Here is a 20,870-nt window from a genome sequence, read left to right as displayed (position 1 = left end):
GGTGCTCACGAGCGCGGTAGCGCACAGAGCTTCATCAGGACGTCCGCCAGGTCGTCCATCGCCCGGTCCTGGGCCTCGCCGGCCAGCTGGGAGCACCACACCGGGGCCTGGCTCATCGCGGCGTGCATCGCCTGCAGGGTGGCGTCCTCGTCGACCACGGCGAACTCCCCGGCCTCGACCCCCTCGCGCACCACCCGGCGGAAGACCTGGTCGTGCCGACGGCGCAGCTCCCGGATGCGGGCGCGCAGCCCCTCGGGCCAGGAGTTCGGCACGAGGAACAGCCGCAGGGCCGCGGGGTACTCGCGCACCGCGATCGCGATGTGCTCGCGCAGCAGTGCCCGGAGCCGCTCGGCACACGTCCCCGTCGCCGGCATCTCCTCGAGCCGGGCGGTCCAGTCGTTCCCGAGGGTCTCGACGGCGGCCGTCGCCAGCTCGTCCTTGCCGGCGAAGTAGTAGTAGAGCGACCCCTTGGTGAGGTCGAGGCGCGCGGCCACGTCCTCGAGGTTGGTCGCCTCGTAGCCGCGCTCGCCGAGCACGTCGGCGGCGGTCGCGACGATGCGCCGCACCCGCTCGTCGCGCTTGCGCTGCACCCGGCCCACGAAATCTGACCATAGCGTCGAACTTCGACCCTGACCATTGACCCGCGGGTCGGACCTTGGTTCGCTCGTCGGGGTCCCCCGGGGCCCCTGGCCTCGACGCGGAGGAGCACAGCATGGGACGGCTGCCGGACAAGATCGCGCTCGTCACCGGGGCGGGGCAGGGCATCGGCCGGGCGATCGCCGAGACGCTGACCGCGGAAGGGGCCACCGTCGTGGTCTCCGACGTGGACACCGACACCGCGAAGGCGACCGCCGAGGCCCTCGGCGGCGCCGCGATCGCCCTGCACGCCGACGTCGCCGACCGCGACTCGGTCACCGCGATGGTCGACGAGGCCCGGGACCGGTTCGGGCGGATCGACGTGCTGGTCAACAACGCCGGGTGGGACAAGGTCGGGCCGTTCGTCGAGTCCGACCCCGCCGACTGGGACCGCATCGTCGGGATCAACCTCTACGGCGTCCTCCACACCTCGCGCGCCGTGCTGCCGCTGATGGCCGAGCAGGGGGCGGGGGCGGTCGTCAACCTGGCCTCGGACGCGGCCCGCGTCGGATCCTCCGGGGAGGCGGTGTACTCCGCGGCCAAGGGCGGCATCATCTCGTTCACCAAGACCACCGCCCGGGAGATGGCCCGCCACCAGGTCCGGGTCAACTGCGTGTGCCCGGGCCCGACGGACACCGCGCTGTTCGCCTCAGTCGTCGAGGGCAACGACAAGCTGCGCGACGGGCTGATCCGCGCGATCCCGCTGCGCCGCCTCGCGCAGCCCGCCGACATCGCGCACGCCGTGTCGTTCCTGGCGTCCGACGAGGCCTCGTTCATCACCGGGCAGACCCTGTCCGTCAGCGGCGGCATGTCGATGAGCTGAACCCCGCCACCCGCACCCCGTCCGAGCCGAAGGAGCCGACCGTGTACGAGGACTACCAGCAGCTCACGTTCGAGCGCCGCGAGCACGGCGTCCTGCTGATCACCATCGACAACCCGGCGAAGTACAACGCGGCCGACGAGCAGCTCCACGGCGAGCTCGCCCGGGTCTGGACCGACGTGTCCCGCGACCCCGAGACCCGGGTCGCGGTCATCACCGGCGCCGGCCGGGCATTCTCCGCCGGCGGCGACCTCGCGATGGTGGAGCGCATGGCGGGCGACCACGAGCGCGTCTCGCACATGCTCTCCGAGATGAGCGACCTCGTGTACAACATCATCAACTGCGAGAAGCCGATCATCTCGGCGATCAACGGGGTGGCGGTCGGGGCCGGCGTCGTCGTCGCGCTGCTCGCCGACATCGCGATCTGCGCCGAGGACGCCAAGCTCGGCGACGGCCACGTCAAGCTCGGGGTGTCCGCCGGCGACCACGCCGCGATCATCTGGCCGCTGCTCGCCGGGATGGCCAAGGCCCGCTACTACCTGCTCACCGGCGAGATGGTCACCGGCGCCGAGGCCGAGCGGCTCGGCATGGTCGCCAAGGCGCTGCCCCGCGACGAGGTGCTCGACGAGTCGCTGCGGGTCGCCGATGTCCTCGCCACCGGCGCCCAGCAGGCCATCCGGCTGACCAAGCGGTCGCTCAACAGCTGGCTGCGCTCGGCCGGCCCGACCTTCGACGCGTCCGCCGCCTACGAGATGCTCTGCTTCATGGGCCCCGACGTCGTCGAGGGCGCGGCCGCGCTGCGCGAGAAGCGGCCGCCGCGGTTCCCGTCGGCGACGCCGTAGACGCGGCGCTCAGTCGTCGGTCGGCGCGACGACCACCTTCGGGTCGGCGAACTCGGGGCGCGCCGACCGCGGGTCGAGGGGGTTGATCGTCGCCGGGTCCACGGTCGCGTCGTCGGGCCGGGTGAGCGAGCGGAGCCCGGTGTCGAGCACCGTCACGAGCGGGACCGCGAGCAGCGCGCCCGGGATGCCGGCGATGACCAGCCCGCACGCGATGGGCAGGACGACGGCGAGCGGGTGCAGCTTGATCGACTTGCCGAGGAAGAGCGGCTGGAGGACGTAGCCCTCGAGGTTCTGCACCGCGAGCAGCAGCGCGATGACGAGCAGCATGTCGGTCACGCCGCCGCTGACCAGCGCGACTAGCGCGGCGACCGCGCCGGAGACGACGGCGCCGACCGTCGGCACGAACGCCCCGAAGAAGATCAGGGCGGCGAGCGGCACGGCCAGCGGAACGCCGATCAGCCAGAGCCCCACGCCGGCCGTCACGGCGTCGATGAACGCGACCACGACGATCGCGCGGGTGTAGCCGACGAGCGACGCGAAGGCGCGGCGGCCGGCGAGGTCGGCCCGCCGGCGGACCCGGCCGGGGACGCCGCGGAGCAGGAAGCGCCAGATCGTCCCGCCGTCGTGGATGAGGAAGATCAGCGTGAACAGCGTGAGCAGGCCCTCGGTGAACAGCTCGCCCACCGTGCTGACCGCGAAGAGCGCGCTCGACGCGATCGTCGCCTGGCTCGACCGCACGCTCGCGAGGAGCTGGTCGCCGATCGCGGTGAACTGCTGGTTGTCGAGGCCCAGCGGACCGGTGCGCACCCAGGCCTGGATCTCCGACAGGCTGCTCGTCAGCTGGCTGGTGAGCTCCGGCAGCCCGGAGATGAACGCGAACACCACCCCGGTGAAGACCCCGCCGACGACGGCGAGGCCGCCCACGACGACGATCGCCGTCGCCACCGCGTGCGGCATCCACCGGATGCGGGTGCTCATCAGGTGCGCCTCGGGCGCCAGCAGCGAGGCCGCGATCAGGGCCAGCACGACGGGGACCAGGACGAGCGCGAACGTCGCCGCGAGGTAGATGACGACGAAGGCCGCGGCGGCGATCAGCAGGGTGCGCCAGGCGAGGCCGGCGGCGATGTCGAGGCCGTGGGGCACGCGCCAGCGGGCGGGCGCGGCGGGGTCGGTGGAAACGGTGTCGGTGGGACCGGGCTCGGTGGTCCGTGGGTCGGAGCCGTCGGCGGCGTCGTGCCCGGCCTGCGGCGGGCGTGCGGGGGCCAGGTCTGCCTCGCCGTGCGACGTCGCCACCCGCGCCACGGTAGCCGGGGCCGCGTCGGCGGGCCGTGCGCACGGCCCGCCGTCGCCCGTCCGCGGCCGGCGTGCGCCCGCGGCGGTGTGTCCCGGGCCTCCTGGATCGGTGCAGGCGGCCGTACGATGGCGGGCGTGAGCCGTCGCGCCAAGATCGTCTGCACGCTGGGTCCGTCGACGTCCTCCCCGGAGCGGATCCGCGCCCTCGTCCGGGCCGGGATGGACGTCGCCCGGCTGAACTTCTCCCACGGCGAGCACGCGCAGCACCAGGAGATCTACCGGCTCGTGCGCGAGGCCGCGGACGCCGAGGGGCACGCCGTCGGCATCCTGGCCGACCTGCAGGGCCCGAAGATCCGGCTCGGGTCGTTCGCCGACGGTCCGCAGATGTGGGCGACCGGCGAGATCGTGCGCATCACCACCGACGACGTCGTGGGCACGCACGACCGCGTCTCGACGACCTACCCCGGGCTCGCCGACGACGTCCGCCCCGGGGAGTCGCTGCTCATCGACGACGGCAACGTCTCGGTGGAGGTCATCGACGTCGAGGGCCGCGACGTGGTGTGCCGCGTCGTCGAGGGCGGCCGGGTCTCGGACCACAAGGGCATCTCGCTGCCGGGCACCGTCGTCTCGGTCCCGGCCATGAGCGAGAAGGACGAGGCCGACCTGCGGTTCGCGCTCGGGCTGCGCGTCGACATGATCGCGCTGTCGTTCGTGCGGTCCCCGGCCGACGCCGAGCTCGTCCACAAGATCATGTCCGAGTACGACGCCCGGCTGCCCGTCATCGCCAAGCTCGAGAAGCCCGAGGCGGTCGACGCGCTCGAGGCCATCGTGCTGGCCTTCGACGCGATCATGGTGGCCCGCGGCGACCTCGGGGTGGAGCTCGCGCTCGAGGACGTCCCGCTGGTGCAGAAGCGCGCGGTGCAGATCGCGCGGGAGAACGCCAAGCCGGTGATCGTCGCGACGCAGATGCTCGAGTCGATGATCCACAACTTCCGGCCGACCCGCGCCGAGGCCTCCGACGTGGCGAACGCGGTGCTCGACGGGGCCGACGCGGTGATGCTCTCGGGGGAGACGTCGGTCGGCGACTACCCGATCGAGACGGTCCAGACGATGTCGCGGATCGTCGAGGCGGTGGAGTCCGGCCCGGCGTCGGTCCCCGCGATCCAGCACGTGCCGCGCACCCAGCGGGGCGTCGTGACGACGGCGGCGCGCGACATCGGGGAGCGGCTCAACGCCCGTGCCCTGGTGGCCTTCACCCGCACCGGCGACACCGTGCGGCGGCTGGCGCGGCTGCACACCCGGCTCCCGGTGCTGGCCTTCACCCCGGTCGCCGAGATCCGCTCGCAGCTGGCGCTGTCGTGGGGGGTGGAGACGTTCCTCGTGCCGTGGGAGGAGACCACCGACGCGATGATCCGCCGGGTCGACGAGTCGATCCTGGAGATCGGCCGGTTCGCACCGGGCGAGCTGGTGGTCATCGTCGCGGGCTCGCCCCCGGGGATCGCCGGGAAGACGAACCTGATCCGCGTGCACAAGCTCGGCGAGGACGCCCGCTGACGGGGTGGGCCCGCCCCTGGACGGTACGAACGGCCGGTCGGTGACCTTCCATGGTCACGAACCGGCCGCTCGTGCGCTCCGGGGCGCGGCCGGATGGGTGATCATGGGGCCATGGCGCACCCGTTCGACGCGCTGACCGCCGACGCCATGCGCGCCGGCGGCAGCTGGAAGTGGTCCACGGCCGGCACCGACGCCCGGGGGCGGGGCCTCATCGGGGCGTTCGTCGCCGAGATGGACTTCCCGCCGGCACCGGCGGTCGCCGAGGCGGTGCGGGCGAGCGCCGACGCCAACCACTTCGGTTACCTCGCGGACGCGTGGGTCGCCGACATGGCGGCGGCGTGCGCGGCGTTCTGGTCCGACCGCTTCGGCTGGGCGCCCGACCCGGAGCGCATCCGCCCGGTGCCCGACGTCCTCACCGCCCTCACGACGACCATCCGCCACTTCACCCCGCCCGGCAGCCCGGTGCTGGTGCCCACCCCCGGCTACATGCCGTTCCTGCGGGTGCCGGCGATGCTCGACCGGGAGCTGGTGCGGGTGCCCCTGGCCCGCGACGGCTGGACGCTCGACCCGGACGCCCTCGACGCGGCCTTCGCGGCCTCGGGGGCGGGGCTCCTGGTGCTGGTCAACCCTCACAACCCGACGGGCCGCGTGCTCGGCGAGGCGGAGCTGGCGGCGGTCACGGCGGTCGTCGAGCGGCACGGCGCCCGGGTGTTCGCCGATGAGATCCACGCGCCGCTGACGTTCGACGGGCGGGTCCACCGGCCCTACGCGGCGTCGTCACCGGTCGCGGCGGCGCACGCGGTGACGGCGACCTCCGCGTCGAAGGCCTGGAACCTCCCGGGACTGAAGTGCGGCCAGGTGATCCTCGGCAACGACGCGGACGCCGCCTGGTGGGACGACGTCGGCTACCTCGCCGAGCACAGCACCGCCACGCCGGGCGTGCTCGCGACGACGGCCGCCTACGCCCACGGGCGCGAGTGGCTCGACGACGTGCTCGCCTACCTCGACGGCAACCGCACCCTGCTGGCCGGTGCCGACCTGCCGGGCCTCGACGTCACCGTCCCGGAGGGCACCTACCTGGCGTGGCTGGACGCGACCGCGCTCGGTCTGGACGAGCCGCCGTCGGACTTCTTCCGCCGCGAGGCCGGCGTGGTGATGACCGACGGCGCCGCGTGCGGGCGCCCGGGCGGGATGCGGCTGAACCTGGCGATGGCCGGGCCGGTGCTGGCCGACGCGCTGGAGCGGATCGCGGCCGCGCTCCCGTAGTTGCCAGCCGAGCGTCGTTGCTTGCATCCAGTGGCAGGAAAGCCCCGTCGACGTCCGCCGGAGATCGCTAGGGTCGGACCCATGGGGCTGTCGTTCTCCGAGGAGCCCGAGACCGGCCTCGTCGCGGTCACGCTGACGAACGACGACGGCGAGGTCCTCCAGACGCGGGTGGTGGCGGCGGACGAGCTGGCGCGGATCGCGGCGTCGGCGCGGCGGGCCAGCGCGCGGGCGGCCGAACGCGGCGAGCCGCTGTTCGTCACCCTCGACGAGCTGATCGACGGCACCGAGTAGGTGGCCTCCGGCCTCGTGAGCACAAAGTGTCGCTATACCGACAGTTAGTGCTCACGAGGCCGCAGGCCACCTAGGCACGACCGGTCAGCGCCGCGCTCCACGGCAGCCGCCGCGCCACGTCGGCCACCAGCACCGACCCCACGACCGTCCCGAGGTAGAGCGCGACGAGCGTCAGGCCCGACCCGACGGCGTCCACCCACCCGCCGGCGATCGAGAGCAGGCCGGCGAGCACCAGCGGGTGCGCGAGGAAGATCCCGAACGACCGGTCCGACGCGTACGCCAGCACCCGCCGTGCGGGCCCGCCCGGCCGCCACCCGGCGGTCACCACGAGGCTGAGCGCGTAGAGGCCCAGGACCGCGACGAGGAACCACGCGATCGTGGTCGGCTGGAACACCGCCGCGGCCATGGACGGCACCGTCCCGGTCCCCACGGCCCGGACGTAGAGCAGCTCGGCGAGGGTGATCGTCACGACGACGAGGCCCGCGATCCACCACCGGAACCGCAGCACGAGGGCCTGGAGCTGGTCGAGGTGCAGGGCCGCGACCGCGCCGACCACCGGGTAGAGCAGGTAGGCGGGCAGCAGGACGAACCCGTGCGCGACGAGGAACGCCCCGAACCCGTTCGCGGGCGGGTCGATCAGGAGCTCGCACACCACGACCTGCGCCACCAGCGCCACCCCGAGCACGACGCCGTGCCCGACCCGCCCCAGCCGGCGCAGCCCCGCGACCAGCGCCGGGAAGACCAGGTAGAGCTGCAGCGTGACCAGCAGGAAGTACAGGTGGTACCAGGCGGTGCCCTCGAGGGCGTTCCAGCCCATCGTCACCAGCTCCTGCGACACCGTCGGCTCGGGCATCCCGGGCGGGCGGGTCCACACCGCGAGCAGCGAGTACAGGACGGTCCAGGTGAGGTAGGGCGTCAGGACGAGCGGGATGCGCCGGCGCCAGAACGGCAGCGGGCGCTGCGGGCGGCGCAGCGCCTGGAACGTCAGCACGAACCCGGTCAGGGTGAAGAACGCCTCGCGGGTGAAGTGCAGCAGCAGCTGGCCCGCGTTGGAGCCGACGTTGTCGATCGTCGTCGTCGCGGACAGCACGTGCACCCCGATGACGCACGCGAAGGTCAGCAGCCGGAAGAGGTCCACCTCGTGGAGGTGGCGCCGGTCCGAGGCGGGGGCGGGACCGGGAGGGGCAGACGGTGCCGGTGGGGCGGACGGTGCGTCCGGTGCTTCCCGGTCACGTTCGGGTCGCTGTGCGGTCACCATGACGACCCCTACCGTGCTCCCCCTCCCTGGGAGGGAGCTGTGCGGGGGTCAGGACGGCGTCAAGCGTGGCGGCGCCGACTCCTGCGGGCAGGTCCCCGGGCCCGTGACCCCCGCGCGGGCGAGGTCGGTGAGCACGTGCCCGGCGAGGACCCGCTGGCCGGCCGGGGTGGGATGGAGCCCGTCGCCCACCCGCGGGAACGACCAGCCCTCGGTGAGCGGGTCGAGGACCACGACGCGGGGGTCGGCACGCCGGGCGGCCGCGACGATCGTGGCGTCGGTGGCCCGTGCCTGGGCGGTCGGCACGCCGACGTGGGCGAAGACCGTGATCAGCACGAGCCGGGTGTGGGGCAGCTCCCGCCCGACGGTGGTGACGGCGGTGGTGACGGCGGCCTCGAGCGTGCGGGGCGATGTCCCGATGTCGTTGTGGCCGGCCTGGAGCACGACGAACGACGGGTCGAGGCGGGGCAGGTCGGCCTCGCGCAGCAGCCGCACGACCGGGCCGCGCTCCCCACGGCCGGTGGCGACGTACCCGGCCCCGGGGACGGCGCCGACCAGCACCCGCCGGCCGAGGCAGCGCCCGACGAGCACGGGCCACGCCTGCTGCGGGGTGCTGCCGGTGCCAGCGGAGATCGACGCCCCCAGCACCACGATCGGGTGGTCCGACGGCGGCGGGCCGGGCGCGGCGAGGGGCGGCGGCGCGGGCTCCGCGGCGGAGGTCAGGGTCCCGACGACGAGCAGGGTCACCGCGATCGCGGCCGCGACGGCCACCCCCGCGACGACGGCGACGCGACGACGGGTGGCGCGCAGGCCGGCGGTCGCCCGCGTGAGGGTGGTGGGCACCGGCGCTACCCGGTGCGCACGATGGCGAACGACTCGGGCGGGAGGGTCACCGCGGCCTCGGACACCCCGGCGCCGAGCGGGGCGGCCAGGCAGGTGTGGGCGCCGTCGACGGCGACGGTGCGCTCCACGGCTGCGAGGTTGACCACGAGGCGGACGCTACCCCGGTGCAGGACCAGCGTGCGTGAACCCGGATCGGCGTCGCAGCGCACGCGGTCGAGGCGGGGGTCGGCGAGCTCGGGCTCGGTGCGCCGCAGCGCGATGAGGGAGCGGTAGACCTCGAGCAGCCAGGCGTGCTGCCCCTCCTCGGGCTCGGACCAGTCGAGCCGGGAGCGCTCGAAGGTGGCCACGTCGGTGGGGTCGGGCACGTCGGCCGCGCCCCACCCGTGCTCGGCGAACTCCCGCCGGCGGCCCTCGCGCACCGCGTCCCGCAGCGACGGGTCGTCGAACCCGACGAAGAACGCCCAGGGCGTCGACGCGCCCCACTCCTCGCCCATGAACAGCATCGGGGTGAACGGCGAGCAGAACACCAGCGCCGCCCCGCAGGCGAGCAGCTCGGGGGAGAGCGAGGCCGAGAGCCGGTCGCCCGCGGCGCGGTTGCCGACCTGGTCGTGGTCCTGCAGGTAGGCCAGGAACCGGTACCCGGGGGTGCGCAGCAGGTCGACGGGCCGGCCGTGGGTGCGGCCGCGGAACGTCGACCAGGTGCCGGCGTGCACGTAGGCCTCCCGCAGCACCCGCGCGAGCGTGTCCAGCTCCCCGAAGTCGACGTAGTAGCCCTGGGTCTCCCCGGTCAGCGTCGAGTGCAGGGCATGGTGGATGTCGTCGCACCACTGGGCGTCCAGGCCGTAGCCGCCGGCCTCGCGCGGGGTGACCAGCCGCGGGTCGTTGAGGTCGGACTCGCCGATCAGCACGCACGGGCGGCCGAGGGTCGCGGCGAGCGCGTCCGCGGTCGTCGCCATCTCCTCGAGCACGTGGGTGGCGCGGGTGTCGCGCAGGGCGTGCACCGCGTCGAGGCGCAGGCCGTCCACCGCGAAGTCGGTGAACCACATCGCGACGTTCTCGAGGATGTAGGCCCGGACGGTGTCGGACCCGGGGCCGTCGAGGTTGAGGGCCGAGCCCCAGTCGTTGGCGCCGCTGAAGTAGGGCCCGAAGCGGTCGAGGTAGGCCCCGGACGGGCCGAGGTGGTTGTAGACCGCGTCGAGCACGACGGCGAGCCCGCGCTCGTGGCAGGCGTCGACGAAGCGGCGGAACCCGTCGGGCCCGCCGTAGTTCTCGGTGACGGCGAACCATAGGACACCGTCGTAGCCCCAGCCGCGGGTGCCGTCGAAGGCGTTGACCGGCAGGACCTCGACGTGGGTGATCCCGAGGTCGGCCAGGTGGTCGAGGCGCTCGACGGCGCTGTCGAACGTGCCGCCGGGGGTGAACGTCCCCACGTGCATCTCGTAGACCACCGCGCCGGGCAGGGCCCGCCCGGTCCAGCCCTCGTCGGGCACCCGGGACGACGACGGGTCCCACACCCGCGACGCGGCGTGCACCCCGTCGGGCTGCCACCGCGAGCGGGGGTCGGGGAGGGGGTCGGCGTCGTCGAGGGCGTAGGCGTAGGCGGTGCCGTGCCCCGCGCCGGGCACCTGGGCGTGCCACCAGCCGTCGTCGTCGCGCGTCATGGCGTGCGGGGTCCCGTCCACGACGACCGCGACCGAGCCGACCTCCGGCGCCCACACCGCGAACCGTCCGTCGACCCCGAGCCCGCGGGGCCCGGAGCCGCGCGATCCCTCCCGCACCGTCATGCTCCGGATCATCCCGGCGCCCGGGCCCCACCGCGACTGCGCGGCCCCGCGCCGCGGGCGGGTACCGTCACGGTCGCGCTGCCCGCGCCAGGAACCAGCCGAACGGAAGCAGATGTCGCAGACGGGTGATGCGCCGACACCGGAGAGCATGGACCCCCTGTTCGCGGACCAGGCGGGCGTCGCCCGGGACATGGCGGCGGTCGACTGGGCGGCGACTCCGCTCGGCCCACCCTCCGGCTGGCCCACGGCGCTGCGGGACGTGGTGCGCGTCGTGCTCACCTCGCGCTTCGCCATGTGGATGGCGTGGGGCCCCGAGCTCACCATGTTCTACAACGACGCCTACCGGGCGGCGACGCTGCGGCGCAAGCACCCCTGGGCGCTCGGGCGGCCGTTCGACGAGGTCTGGGCCGAGATCCGGGAGACCCTGACCCCGCAGATCCGGACGGTGCTCGAGGACGGCGAGGCCACCTGGGACGAGGACCTGCTGCTCTACCTCGAGCGCTACGGCTGGCCCGAGGAGACCTACCACACCTTCTCCTACAGCCCGCTCTACGACGGCGACCGCGGCGTCCAGGGCCTGCTGTGCGTCGTCGCCGAGACCACCGAGCGGGTGCTCGCCGAGCGCCGGATGGCCTTCCTGCGCGACCTCGCCAGCGCCATGACCTCGGCCCGCTCGATCGGCGAGGTCACCGCCGCCTCCCGCGAGGTCCTCGAGGGCGCCCGCCGCGATCTGCCGTTCGGGCTGCTCTACCTGCTCGACCCGACGGTGGCCTCGCGCCGCGCCCGCCTCGTCGCCGCCGTCGGGGTCGAGGCGGGCGGGCCCGCCGCGCCCGCGGTCGTCGAGCTCGGGGTACCAGCGCAGGGGTGGCCGGCGGCCGCGGTCAACCCGACCGGCCGGGTCCTGCCGCTCACCGACGACGCCGTGCCCGCCGCGCCGCCGGAGTGCGACCGCGTCGCCGTCGTCCCCCTCACCCCCGCCACCACCTCCGGCGACGACGACGGCCCGATCGGGGTGCTGGTGGTCGGGCTCTCCCGCCACCTGGCCTACGACGAGCGCTACCGCGACTTCGTCGAGCTCGTGGCCGGGCAGGTCACCTCCGGGGTGCTCGACGCCCGCGCCGCGGAGGCCGACCGGGAGCGCGCCGAGGCCCTCGCCGACCTGGACCGCACCCGGCGACGCTTCTTCGCCGACGCCAGCCACGAGCTCCGCACGCCGCTGACCCTCGTCGCCGGGCCGGTGGACGACCTCCTCGCCGAGGACACGGTCGACCCGGCCCGCTGGCGGGCGGAGCTCGAGGTCGTCGCCCGCAACACCCGGCGGCTGGCGCGGGTGGTGGACGATCTGCTGGAGGTCGCCCGGCTGCAGGCGGGCGAGGGCGAGCGGCACCGCGAGGTGGTCGACGTCGCCCGGCTGACCACCGAGATCGCCGGGATGGTGGCGTCGGCGATGGAGCGGGCCGGGCTGGAGTACGTGGTCGACGTCGCCCCGGGGACGGTCCCGGTCGCGGTGGGCCGCGACGGCTGGGAGCGCGTCGTGCTCAACCTCGTCACCAACGCGCTCAAGTACACCCGCGAGGGCCGGGTCGAGGTGCGGCTGCGCCGCGAGGACGAGCGGGCGGTGCTCACGGTGGCCGACACCGGCGTCGGGATCCCCGAGCACGAGCTGCCGCGGCTGTTCGACCGCTTCCACCGGGTCGAGGGCGCCTGGGCGCGCTCGGCCGAGGGCAGCGGGATCGGGCTCGCGCTGGTGCACGAGATCACGACGCGGCACGGCGGCGACATCGAGGTGGCGAGCGAGTTCGGCGTCGGCACCACGTTCACCGTCGCGCTGCCGCTGGCCGCCGCCGAACCGGACGCGTCCACCGAGAACGGCGAGATCGGGGGCCACGCGCGGGCTCTCATGGACGAGGCCTCCCGCTGGATCCCCGACGACGCGGCCGACCCGTCGACGGTTCCGACCGGGCCGGTCGCGGAGGGCGAGCCGGTCGGGCGCGTGCTCGTCGCCGACGACAACGCCGACATGCGCGCCTACGTCACCCGGCTCCTCGCGCCCCGCTGCACCGTGACGCCGGTCGCCGACGGGGACGCCGCCCTCGCGTCCGCGCTCGCCGACCCGCCCGACATGGTCGTCACCGACGTCGTCATGCCGGGCCGCAGCGGCCTCGACCTGCTGGTCGCGCTGCGGGCCGACCCGCGCACCGCCCGGATCCCGGTGCTGCTCCTCTCCGCCCGTGCGGGGGAGGAGGACGCCGTCGAGGGCCTCGCGGCCCAGGCCGACGACTACCTGGTCAAGCCGTTCTCGGCCGCCGAGCTGCAGGCCCGGGTCGCCGCCCACCTCCAGCTCGGGCGTGCCCGCCGCGAGGCCGAGGCCCGGTTCTCCGCGGTGGCCGACCTCGCGCCCGTGATGATCTGGGTGGCCGGCGCCGACGAGGCCCGGTTGTTCCTCAACGCCGGCTGGTCCCGCTTCACCGGGCTCGACCCGGCCTCCGAGCTCGGCCACGGCTGGTTCGAGGGCGTGCACCCCGACGACCGTCCGGCCTACCGCGCGGCCGCGGAGCGGGGCCGGGCGACGAGCCAGGGGTGGGAGGTCGACTACCGGCTGCGCCATGCCGACGGCACCTACCACCGCGTCGTCGAGCAGGCCGTCCCGGTGCCCGCGGGCGGGAGCGGCGAGGGCGCCGAGCCCGCCACGGGCTGGATCGGCAGCTGCGTCGACGTGCACGCCCGGCTGCGCGACGCCGACCGCGCCACCCTGCTCGCCGAGATCGGCGAGGCCATGGAGGCCTCCGACACGGTCCCCGAACGGCTCGCGGAGCTCGTCCGGGTGCTGGACCGCGCCAAGCTCGGGGACCGGGTGCGCGTCCTGGACCCCGGTGCCGCGTCCGACGCGGAGGACGGCACCCACCACCTCCGCCGCCCCCTCGTGGTGCGGGGCCGGACCGTCGGCACCCTCGAGCTCGACCGCGACCGGTCCTCCGAACCCTGGTCCGCCGACGAGCGCATGCTGGCCGACGAGGTCGTCACCCGGGTGCTGCCCGCCCTGGAGAACGCGCTGCTGCGCACCGAGGAGCGCACCGCCGCCGACCGGCTCGTGCTCGTGCACCGCGCGACCGCGGCGTTCTCGGCCGCGGCGACCCCGCTCGAGGTGGCGCGCATCGCGGTCACCCACGTCGAGCAGCTGCTCGGCCCCGACCTGCGGTGCGGGGTCTACGAGTACGACGACGTCACCCGGCGCCTCTCGGTCCTCGTCCGCCGGCCCGCCGAGCGCGACGCCCTGTCCACCGCGGACGTCGTCGCGGTCGACGTCGACTCCATCCTCACCCGCGCCGTGCGCGAGGAGGTCTCGCTCTGGGTCCACGAGCCGGAGCCGGGCGAGGGGCCCGAGGCGCAGGACCAGACGCTCGTGGCGTTGCTGCGGGCGCGCGGCCTGACCAAGGCGATCACGTTGCCGCTGATCGCCGCGGGCCGCGTCGTCGGGGCGCTGGAGGTCGGCTTCGCCGGGCGCGGCCGGCTCGACGACGGCGAGCGGACGACGCTGCAGGCCCTCGCCGAGCCGTGCGGGGTCGCGCTGGACCGGGCCCGGCTCTACCGCGCCGAGCACCAGATCGCGCAGACCCTCCAGCGGTCGCTGCTGCCCCAGGCGCTCCCCGAGGTCCCGCGGCTCCCGATCGCGGTGCGCTACCAGCCGGGCGCGGTCGGCACCTCCGCGGGCGGTGACTGGTACGACGTCGTCGAGGTCGACGACACCCACGTCGCGGTCGTCGTCGGCGACGTCGTCGGGCAGGGCACCGCCGCGGCCGCCGTCATGGGGCAGCTGCGGACGGCGCTGTCGGGCTACCTGCTCGCCGGGCACGGCCCCGGTCCGGCGCTCGACCTGCTCGACGGCCTCGTCGCCCGGGTGCCGGGCGCCCGCGCGTCGACGGCGGTGTGCCTGCTGGTCGACATCGTGACCGGCGAGGTCCGCTGGGCGCGGGCCGGCCACCTGCCCGCGCTGCTCGCCCCCGCCGACGGTGCCCCGCCCCACCTGCTCACCGACCCCGCCGGCCACGGTCCGCTGCTCGGTCTCGCCCACGCCCGGCAGCGGGCCCGGACCGAGGGCACGACGACGATCGCCCCCGGCACCTCGGTGGTGCTCTACACCGACGGCCTCGTCGAGCGCCGCGGCGAGTCCCTCGACGAGGGCCTCGACCGGCTCGTCGAGGTCGCCACGGCCTGCGAGGACCGCACGCCCGAGGCGATGGCGTCGGCGCTGCTCGGCGGCCTCGTGCCGGCCGGTGCCCTGGACGACGTGGCGGTCGTCGTCGTCCGCCTCGCTCCCGCCCCGCTGGAGGTCCGCCTGGCCGCGGACCCGGCCCGCCTCGGCCCGCTGCGCCGGTCCGTCGCCGCGTGGGGGGACCAGGCCGGGCTGGGCGCGGACGTCCTCGACGACCTCCAGCTCGCGCTCGGCGAGGCGGCCACCAACGCCGTCGAGCACGCCTACGGTCTGGTCCCGCCCGAGGGGGCCGGGGTGGACGTGCGGCTCACGGCCCGCGCCGACGGGGGCGTCGGGGTCTGCGTGCGTGACCACGGCGCGTGGCGGGAGGCCCCGACCGACCCCGGCCACCGGGGGCGGGGCCTGCTGCTCATCCGGGCCGTCGCGTCCGACGTGGTCGTCCAGGGCGGGCCCGACGGCACCGCGGTGACGTTCACCGTCGCGCCGGGCCGGCACGAGGTGGCCCACGCCGACGCGGGGGAGGCGGAGCAACGGGCCGAGCGCCCGGTGCGGGTGGTGATGGAGAGCGGCCCGGGCGGTCCGGTGGTGCGGGTGTCGGGCGACCTCGACCTGGCGGGCTCGCTGGAGGCCCGGCGGCGGCTCGCGCCCGCCGAGTACGACGGGCCGTGGACGCTGGACGTGACCGGCGTCGGCTACCTGGCCAGCGCCGGCGTCGGCCTCCTGCTCGAGGCGGTCGAGCACGGGGCGGAGCTGGTGCTCCCCGAGGAGGGGCCCGCGGCGCGGGTCCTGGCGCTGTCCGGGCTGACCGCGCCGTCGCGGCTCGCCGGACGCTCGTCCTGACCCGATCGGGGACGCCGCGCAGCGGGCACTCGGGTGCCATGGAGTACCGCCAGCTCGGACGGTCGGGACTGCAGGTCTCGACGATGACCATGGGCACGATGACCTTCGGCGGGGAGGGCGGCTTCGCGAACGTCGGGAACACCGACATCGACGAGGCCCGCCGGCTCATCGACGTCTGCCTGGAGCGCGGGGTCAACCTGATCGACACCGCCGACGTCTACTCGCAGGGCACGTCGGAGCAGATCGTCGGGGAGGCCGTGAAGGGCCGTCGGGACGACGTCCTGCTCGCCACCAAGGTGCGCATGCTCATGGGGGACGGGCCCAACGACGCCGGCCTCTCCCGCGAGCACATCGTGCGGGGCTGCGAGGACTCGCTGCGCCGGCTCGGGGTCGACCACATCGACCTCTACCAGGTGCACGCCTGGGACGGCGTCACCCCGCTCGAGGAGACCCTCGAGGCGCTCGACACCCTCGTGCGCAAGGGCAAGATCCGCTACATCGGGTGCTCGAACTACTCGGCCTGGCACCTCATGAAGGCGCTCGGGGTCTCGGACCGGACCGGGATGCAGCGCTTCGTCTCCCAGCAGATCCACTACACGCTGCAGGCACGGGAGGCCGAGTACGAGCTCGTCCCGGCGACCGTCGACCAGGGCCTGGGCATCCTGGTGTGGTCGCCGCTGGCGGGCGGGCTGCACTCGGGCAAGTTCCGCCGCGGGAAGGACGCCCCGGAGACCTCGCGGCACCTCACCGAGTGGGACGAGCCGCCGGTGCGGGACCGCGAGAAGCTCTACGACATCGTCGAGGTGGCCGTCGAGATCGGCGAGGCCCACGGGGTGTCGGCCGCGCAGGTGTCGCTGGCGTGGTTGCTGGCCAAGCCGGGAGTGACCTCGCTCGTGGTCGGCGCCCGCACCGAGCAGCAGCTCACCGACAACCTGGCCGCCGCCGAGCTGACGCTGTCCGACGACGAGGTCGCGCGCCTCGACGAGGTCTCGGCCCCGCCGCTGCTCTACCCCTACTGGCACCAGCAGAAGACGGCGTCCGACCGCCTCTCGCCCGCCGATCGGACGCTGCTCGGGTAGGCGCCCGCGCTCTGACGCCGTCGAGTGGACTGCCATGGCTGTGAGCAGAGCCGTGGGGGTCCACTCGGCCAGCGGCTGTCACCGAGTGGGTCACCACGGTCGTGCGGGGACCGTGGGGGTCCACTCGGGGTCGGTGATCGGCGGCCACGCGCGCGGAGCGCACCCTCCGGGACGTCACACCGTTCTCATCCGCCATCCTGGGTCGGACGACTCCGGGAGGTGACGTGGTGGCCGACGGCGGCGGGACGCGTGCCGCGTCCCAGCGGGCGACGGTGAAGCGGACGGCACACGAGACCAACAAGCGGTTGGTCGTCGAGACGACCGCGTGGATCGCCGCGATCGCGGCAGCCCTCACGGTCGGGCTCCAGGCCGCGATCTCGGCGACGGCCTCCGCCCCGGACGTCCCGCGCGTGACCCCCCTCGAGTACCAGTACGTCCGCCCGCAGCAGGGGCCGCTGTTCTACCAGCCGTTCACCCGCTGACGCATGCTGCAGCTCTGGTTCCTCTCGCGGGCCCTCGGGGCGATGGCACTGCTGCTGCTCAGCCTCGTCATCGTCCTCGGGATCCTGCACAACACGTCGGTGGTCAAGAACGCCGAGCTCGGGCTGCCCCGGTTCGTGCTCGTGGCGCTGCACCGGAACCTGTCGCTGCTCACCGTCGTCTTCGTGGCGTTGCACGTGGCCACGGTCATCGTGACCGACTACGTCCACCTGCGGGTCCTCGACGTCTTCGTGCCCGGGATCGCACCGTTCAACCCGATCGCCGCCGCGCTCGGCACCGTCGCCACCGACCTGTTCCTGGCGATCATCCTGACGTCGGTGCTGCGCCGGCGGATGTCGCGGCGGATCTGGTTCTGGGTGCACTGGACGTCGTACCTGTGCTGGCCGGTCGCCGTGGTGCACGCGGTCCTCAACGTGATCCCCCGCGGCACCACCTGGTGGACGTTGAGCATCCCGCTGCTCTCGATGATCGCGATCGTCGTGGCGCTGGTGTACCGGCGCCGGGACCGCCGCCGGGTGGGGGTGCCGGTCGCCGAGCGCGGCAAGGTCTCCGAGGTCGCGATCAAGCAGGTCACCGGCGAGATCCCGATCCCGGGCAAGGACGTCCCGGCTCGGCCACCGCGCGGGGTGGACGAGGCCGCGGACGAGGCCGAGACGGAGCTCCTGACGGTGCCCGCCGCCGCTCCGGTGCGGCGTCCCGAGCCGGGCACCGAGGCCGAGCCCGACCGCTCGCCGTCGCCGTCGCCGTCGCCGTCGCCGTCGCCGTCGCCCCGGCCCCGTCCCACGCCGCGGCCGCGCTCCCCGCGACCGCCGACCGGTCCCTCGCCCGTGGCGCCGGGTCCGCGTCACCAGGCAGCCCCCGGCCCGGCGCCGGCCGGCGGCGGGAGCGCCGAGGGCCGCCACCGGCCCGCGGACGTCCCGGCCGATGACGCCCTCGACGCGGCCACCGAGGTGATGCCGCCCGTCGAGCGGACGCGACAGGGAGTCGTCCCGCGGGAGCCGCGCTCCTCCGGACGCTGAGGGGCACGGGGGGCAGGTCTGACGGGCTCCCCGGATGCCTGACGTGCCCGTGATCATGCGGCGGGTGGGTGCCCGGTGGGCGAGGGGCACGTGGGGCAGGTGCGGCGAGCTCCTCGGGTGCCTGAGGTGCTCGTGATCATGGGGTCCTGCGGGTGGGCGGGCCCCGACATCGCCGAGGGCCCGACCCGGGCCGACCGTGTGCGCCACGCACACGGCCGGTCCCGGCTCAGGCGGGGCGGACCAGCAGGGCGACCGGGTAGCGCGCGAGCAGCTCCGACACCCGCGGCGCCGCACCCGACACCGGGGTCCCGGTGACCATGTCCGTCCAGTCCTCGGCGCCGCCGGGGAGCGGGAGCACGGTGTCGCGCCACCCTCCCTCGGCCTCGAGGCCGGCCGGCAGCCGGGTCGCCACCGCCACCAGCCGCTCCCGTCCGGCGGGTCCGCCGCGGGCGAACGCCACCGCGTGGTCGGCGGCCGGGCCCGACGCGGGCACCGGCGCGTAGCCCCAGAACAGCTCGGGCCGGAAGCGCCGCAACCGCAGCGCGGCCGTGGTCACGACCAGCTTGGTGGCCACGAGGTCGTCGGAGGCGGGGTCGTCGGTCGCCGCGACCGGGGCGGGCATCCACCCTCCGTCGAGACGGGCCAGCAGCTCGCGCCGGCGGGCGAAGTCGACGGGGCGGCGGTTGTCGGGGTCGACGAGCGAGAACTCGAAGAGCTCCGTGCCCTGGTAGACGTCCGGGACGCCCGGTCCGGCGAGTTGCAGCAATTTCTGTCCGAGCCCGTTCGAGCGCCCGAACCGGTCGATCAGCCGGACGAACGCCTCGATGTCGGCCACCGACTCCTCCGAGCCGAGGACCGCGTCGGGCCACGCGGCGATGGCCTCGTCGACCTCGGGCACGGCGTCGACGTGCGCCGTGACCAGCTTGGCCTCCTTGGAGGCCTTGGTGAGGTAGCCGCGGAAGCGCTCCGCGGAGATCGGCCAGGCGCCGACCAGCGACTGCCAGGCCAGCAGCTCGAGCGACGGCGACGTCGCGCCCGGGCGGGGGAGCGGGTGCCGCGCGGCGAGCTTGCGCAGGAAGGCCCCCCACTCGGCGGTCAGCTCCGAGAGCACCGCGAGACGGGCGCGGACGTCCTCGGAGCGCTTGGTGTCGTGGGTGGAGAGCGTCGTCATCGCCGCCGGGGTCGCGGCGTCGCGGTGGGCGTTGGCCGCGTGGAACTCGGCGGGCCGCACGCCGAAGCGGTCGGGCGCCCCACCGACCTCGTTGAGCGCCACGAAGCGGTTCCACCGGTAGAACGTGGTGTCCTCGACGCCCTTCGCCGTCACCATGCCGCTGGTCTGCTCGAACCGGCGCGCGAGGTCGCCGTCGGGCTCGGCGAGCATCCCGGCCCGGATGCGCCGCACCGCCTCCGCGAGGTCGGGGCGCGCCGTGCACGCGGTGTCGACCGCCCGCTCCAGGTCGGCGCGGCCCTCGGGCAGGTAGGAGCGGTACACCGGGAACGCGCCGAGCAGCTCGGCCACGGCATCACGGACGACCCCGGGCTCGTCGTCGCCGGGCACGAGCGCGGCGATCCGGCGCACCTCGGCCACGAGGATCTCGTCGGTGACCAGGCGCTTCGCGGCGTGCTCGGCCACCGACAACCGCTCCCGGCCGCCGGTGTGCTCGGCCGCGACCTGGTCGATCAGCGACTCCCCGCGAGGGTCGACGAACACCCCGCACACCTCGCGCAGCGCGTCGTAGCCGGTGGTGCCGTCGGCGGGCCACGACGACGGCAGCGCCTCGGTGGTGCCGTCGGCCCGCAGCGAGGTGATCTTCTCGACCAGCAGCCACGCGTCCTCGCCGAGGCCGGTCTCCGTGAGCCGGGCGCGCAGCCGGCGCAGGTAGGCGCCCGGGGCGGTGAGCCCGTCGGGGTGGTCGATCCGCAGCCCGCTCAGGACGTCGGGGTCCGCGGCGATCCAGCGCAGCACCTCGGCGTGGGTGGCCTCGAAGACCTCCGGGTCCTCCACGCGCACCGCGGCGAGGTCGGACACGTCGAAGAAGCGCCGGTAGGTCAGCTCCGCGTTGCCGCGCCGCCAGTGCACGAGCCGGTAGTGCTGGCGCTCGTGCACCTCCTGCGGCGAGCCCTCGTCGGCGGTGCCGGGCGCGACGGGGTAGCGGTGCTCGTAGTAGCGCAGCTCGGTGCGGTCGTCGGAGAGCTCCAGCGCCGAGACGTCCTCGGGGGACCCGAGCACCGGGATCAGGATCGGGCGCTCGGCGAGGTCGGAGAGGTCGACGTCGTACCAGGACGCGTACGGCGAGTCGGTGCCCAGGCGCAGCAGCGACCACCACGACGGGTTGGCCGGCGGCACCGCCACGCCCATGTGGTTGGGCACGAGGTCGAGCAGGGCGCGCAGGCCCGCCTCGCGCAGGGCCGCGACGAGCGCCACCCGGGCCGGCTCGCCGCCGAGCTCGTCGTTGGCGTGGGTCGGGTCGACGACGTCGTACCCGTGGGTCGAGCCCGGGGCGGGCTGCAGCAGCGGCGAGCAGTAGAGCGCGCCGACGCCCAGGTCGGACAGGTAGCCCACGAGGTCGGTGGCCGCCGCCAGGTCCTGGTCCGGCGCGAGCTGGAGCCGGTAGGTGGACGAGGGCACCACCG

General features: G+C 74.9%; 15 protein-coding genes. 9 read left to right on the top strand and 6 right to left on the bottom strand.

Features of this window, described 5'->3' with window-relative positions; translation table 11 throughout:
* Positions 1–5: 5 nt before the first annotated feature.
* Entirely contained in the window at positions 6–599 is a 594-nt protein-coding gene (locus HH311_RS33610; RefSeq protein ID WP_169187204.1) for a TetR/AcrR family transcriptional regulator, read from the bottom strand.
* A gap of 113 nt (positions 600–712) precedes the next feature.
* Here HH311_RS33610 and HH311_RS29015 point away from each other — a divergent pair, with 113 nt between their 5' ends.
* Together HH311_RS29015 and HH311_RS29010 are read left to right on the top strand one after the other, a co-directional pair.
* The gene (locus HH311_RS29015) at positions 713–1,459 is read left to right on the top strand and encodes an SDR family NAD(P)-dependent oxidoreductase (protein WP_169187203.1); all 747 of its coding nucleotides are present in this window, start codon (positions 713–715) and stop codon (positions 1,457–1,459) included.
* Between the two features lie 41 nt (positions 1,460–1,500).
* Positions 1,501–2,298 carry an enoyl-CoA hydratase/isomerase family protein gene (locus HH311_RS29010; RefSeq protein WP_169187202.1) on the top strand — a complete coding sequence of 266 codons (798 nt, stop codon included), beginning with the start codon at positions 1,501–1,503 and terminating at the stop codon, positions 2,296–2,298.
* A 9-nt stretch (positions 2,299–2,307) separates the two neighbouring features.
* Here HH311_RS29010 and HH311_RS29005 read toward each other — a convergent pair whose 3' ends face one another.
* Positions 2,308–3,591, bottom strand: a complete 1,284-nt coding sequence (locus tag HH311_RS29005) for an AI-2E family transporter (RefSeq protein WP_312030483.1) — start codon at positions 3,589–3,591, stop codon at positions 2,308–2,310.
* A 135-nt stretch (positions 3,592–3,726) separates the two neighbouring features.
* Between HH311_RS29005 and pyk the strand changes: the two genes are divergently transcribed.
* The 3 genes from pyk (at position 3,727) to HH311_RS28990 (ending at position 6,702) form a co-directional block, all read left to right on the top strand.
* Positions 3,727–5,145 carry a pyruvate kinase gene (gene pyk, locus HH311_RS29000; RefSeq protein ID WP_169187201.1) on the top strand — a complete coding sequence of 473 codons (1,419 nt, stop codon included), beginning with the start codon at positions 3,727–3,729 and terminating at the stop codon, positions 5,143–5,145.
* 111 nt (positions 5,146–5,256) lie between these two features.
* Positions 5,257–6,411 (top strand): MalY/PatB family protein, encoded by a 1,155-nt coding sequence (locus tag HH311_RS28995; protein ID WP_169187200.1) that lies wholly within the window; start codon positions 5,257–5,259, stop codon positions 6,409–6,411.
* 81 nt (positions 6,412–6,492) lie between these two features.
* Positions 6,493–6,702 carry a hypothetical protein gene (locus HH311_RS28990; RefSeq protein WP_169187199.1) on the top strand — a complete coding sequence of 70 codons (210 nt, stop codon included), beginning with the start codon at positions 6,493–6,495 and terminating at the stop codon, positions 6,700–6,702.
* A 70-nt stretch (positions 6,703–6,772) separates the two neighbouring features.
* Here HH311_RS28990 and HH311_RS28985 read toward each other — a convergent pair whose 3' ends face one another.
* The 3 genes from HH311_RS28985 to treZ all read right to left on the bottom strand — a co-directional run bounded on the left by HH311_RS28985 (position 6,773) and on the right by treZ (position 10,584).
* Entirely contained in the window at positions 6,773–7,840 is a 1,068-nt protein-coding gene (locus HH311_RS28985) for an acyltransferase (RefSeq protein ID WP_169187198.1), read from the bottom strand.
* A 168-nt stretch (positions 7,841–8,008) separates the two neighbouring features.
* Positions 8,009–8,800: an SGNH/GDSL hydrolase family protein gene (locus HH311_RS28980; protein WP_169187197.1), complete on the bottom strand. Its 792-nt coding sequence runs from the start codon at positions 8,798–8,800 to the stop codon at positions 8,009–8,011.
* A gap of 5 nt (positions 8,801–8,805) precedes the next feature.
* Positions 8,806–10,584, bottom strand: a complete 1,779-nt coding sequence (gene treZ, locus HH311_RS28975; RefSeq protein ID WP_169187196.1) for a malto-oligosyltrehalose trehalohydrolase — start codon at positions 10,582–10,584, stop codon at positions 8,806–8,808.
* A gap of 148 nt (positions 10,585–10,732) precedes the next feature.
* Here treZ and HH311_RS28970 point away from each other — a divergent pair, with 148 nt between their 5' ends.
* The 4 genes from HH311_RS28970 (at position 10,733) to HH311_RS28955 (ending at position 18,236) form a co-directional block, all read left to right on the top strand.
* Positions 10,733–15,637, top strand: coding sequence for a SpoIIE family protein phosphatase (locus tag HH311_RS28970; RefSeq protein ID WP_169187195.1), 4,905 nt, complete (start codon positions 10,733–10,735; stop codon positions 15,635–15,637).
* Positions 15,638–15,675: 38 nt separating this feature from the next.
* Positions 15,676–16,716: an aldo/keto reductase gene (locus HH311_RS28965; protein ID WP_169187194.1), complete on the top strand. Its 1,041-nt coding sequence runs from the start codon at positions 15,676–15,678 to the stop codon at positions 16,714–16,716.
* Positions 16,717–16,943: 227 nt separating this feature from the next.
* On the top strand, positions 16,944–17,198 hold the full coding sequence (locus HH311_RS28960; protein WP_169187193.1) for a hypothetical protein: 255 nt from the start codon (positions 16,944–16,946) through the stop codon (positions 17,196–17,198).
* 3 nt (positions 17,199–17,201) lie between these two features.
* Positions 17,202–18,236, top strand: coding sequence for a ferric reductase-like transmembrane domain-containing protein (locus HH311_RS28955; RefSeq protein WP_169187192.1), 1,035 nt, complete (start codon positions 17,202–17,204; stop codon positions 18,234–18,236).
* 226 nt (positions 18,237–18,462) lie between these two features.
* Here the strand turns inward: HH311_RS28955 and treY are convergent, their stop codons facing one another.
* The gene (gene treY / locus HH311_RS28950) at positions 18,463–20,868 is read right to left on the bottom strand and encodes a malto-oligosyltrehalose synthase (protein ID WP_169187211.1); all 2,406 of its coding nucleotides are present in this window, start codon (positions 20,866–20,868) and stop codon (positions 18,463–18,465) included.
* Positions 20,869–20,870 lie beyond the last annotated feature (2 nt).

The organism is Actinomycetospora sp. TBRC 11914 (genome assembly GCF_012933465.1).
In the GTDB taxonomy this organism is placed as follows: domain Bacteria; phylum Actinomycetota; class Actinomycetes; order Mycobacteriales; family Pseudonocardiaceae; genus Actinomycetospora.
This window is presented reverse-complemented; position numbering and strand designations above follow the sequence as displayed.

Excerpts from the sequence above, each read along its gene's own strand:
- HH311_RS29015 (WP_169187203.1), top strand. The coding sequence starts at position 713 with ATGGGACGGCTGCCGGACAAGATCGCGCTCGTCACCGGGGCGGGGCAG.
- HH311_RS28995 (WP_169187200.1), top strand. The coding sequence starts at position 5,257 with ATGGCGCACCCGTTCGACGCGCTGACCGCCGACGCCATGCGCGCCGGC.
- HH311_RS28990 (WP_169187199.1), top strand. The coding sequence starts at position 6,493 with ATGGGGCTGTCGTTCTCCGAGGAGCCCGAGACCGGCCTCGTCGCGGTC.
- treZ (WP_169187196.1), bottom strand. The coding sequence starts at position 10,584 with ATGACGGTGCGGGAGGGATCGCGCGGCTCCGGGCCCCGCGGGCTCGGG.
- HH311_RS28970 (WP_169187195.1), top strand. The coding sequence starts at position 10,733 with ATGGACCCCCTGTTCGCGGACCAGGCGGGCGTCGCCCGGGACATGGCG.
- HH311_RS28965 (WP_169187194.1), top strand. The coding sequence starts at position 15,676 with ATGGAGTACCGCCAGCTCGGACGGTCGGGACTGCAGGTCTCGACGATG.
- HH311_RS28955 (WP_169187192.1), top strand. The coding sequence starts at position 17,202 with ATGCTGCAGCTCTGGTTCCTCTCGCGGGCCCTCGGGGCGATGGCACTG.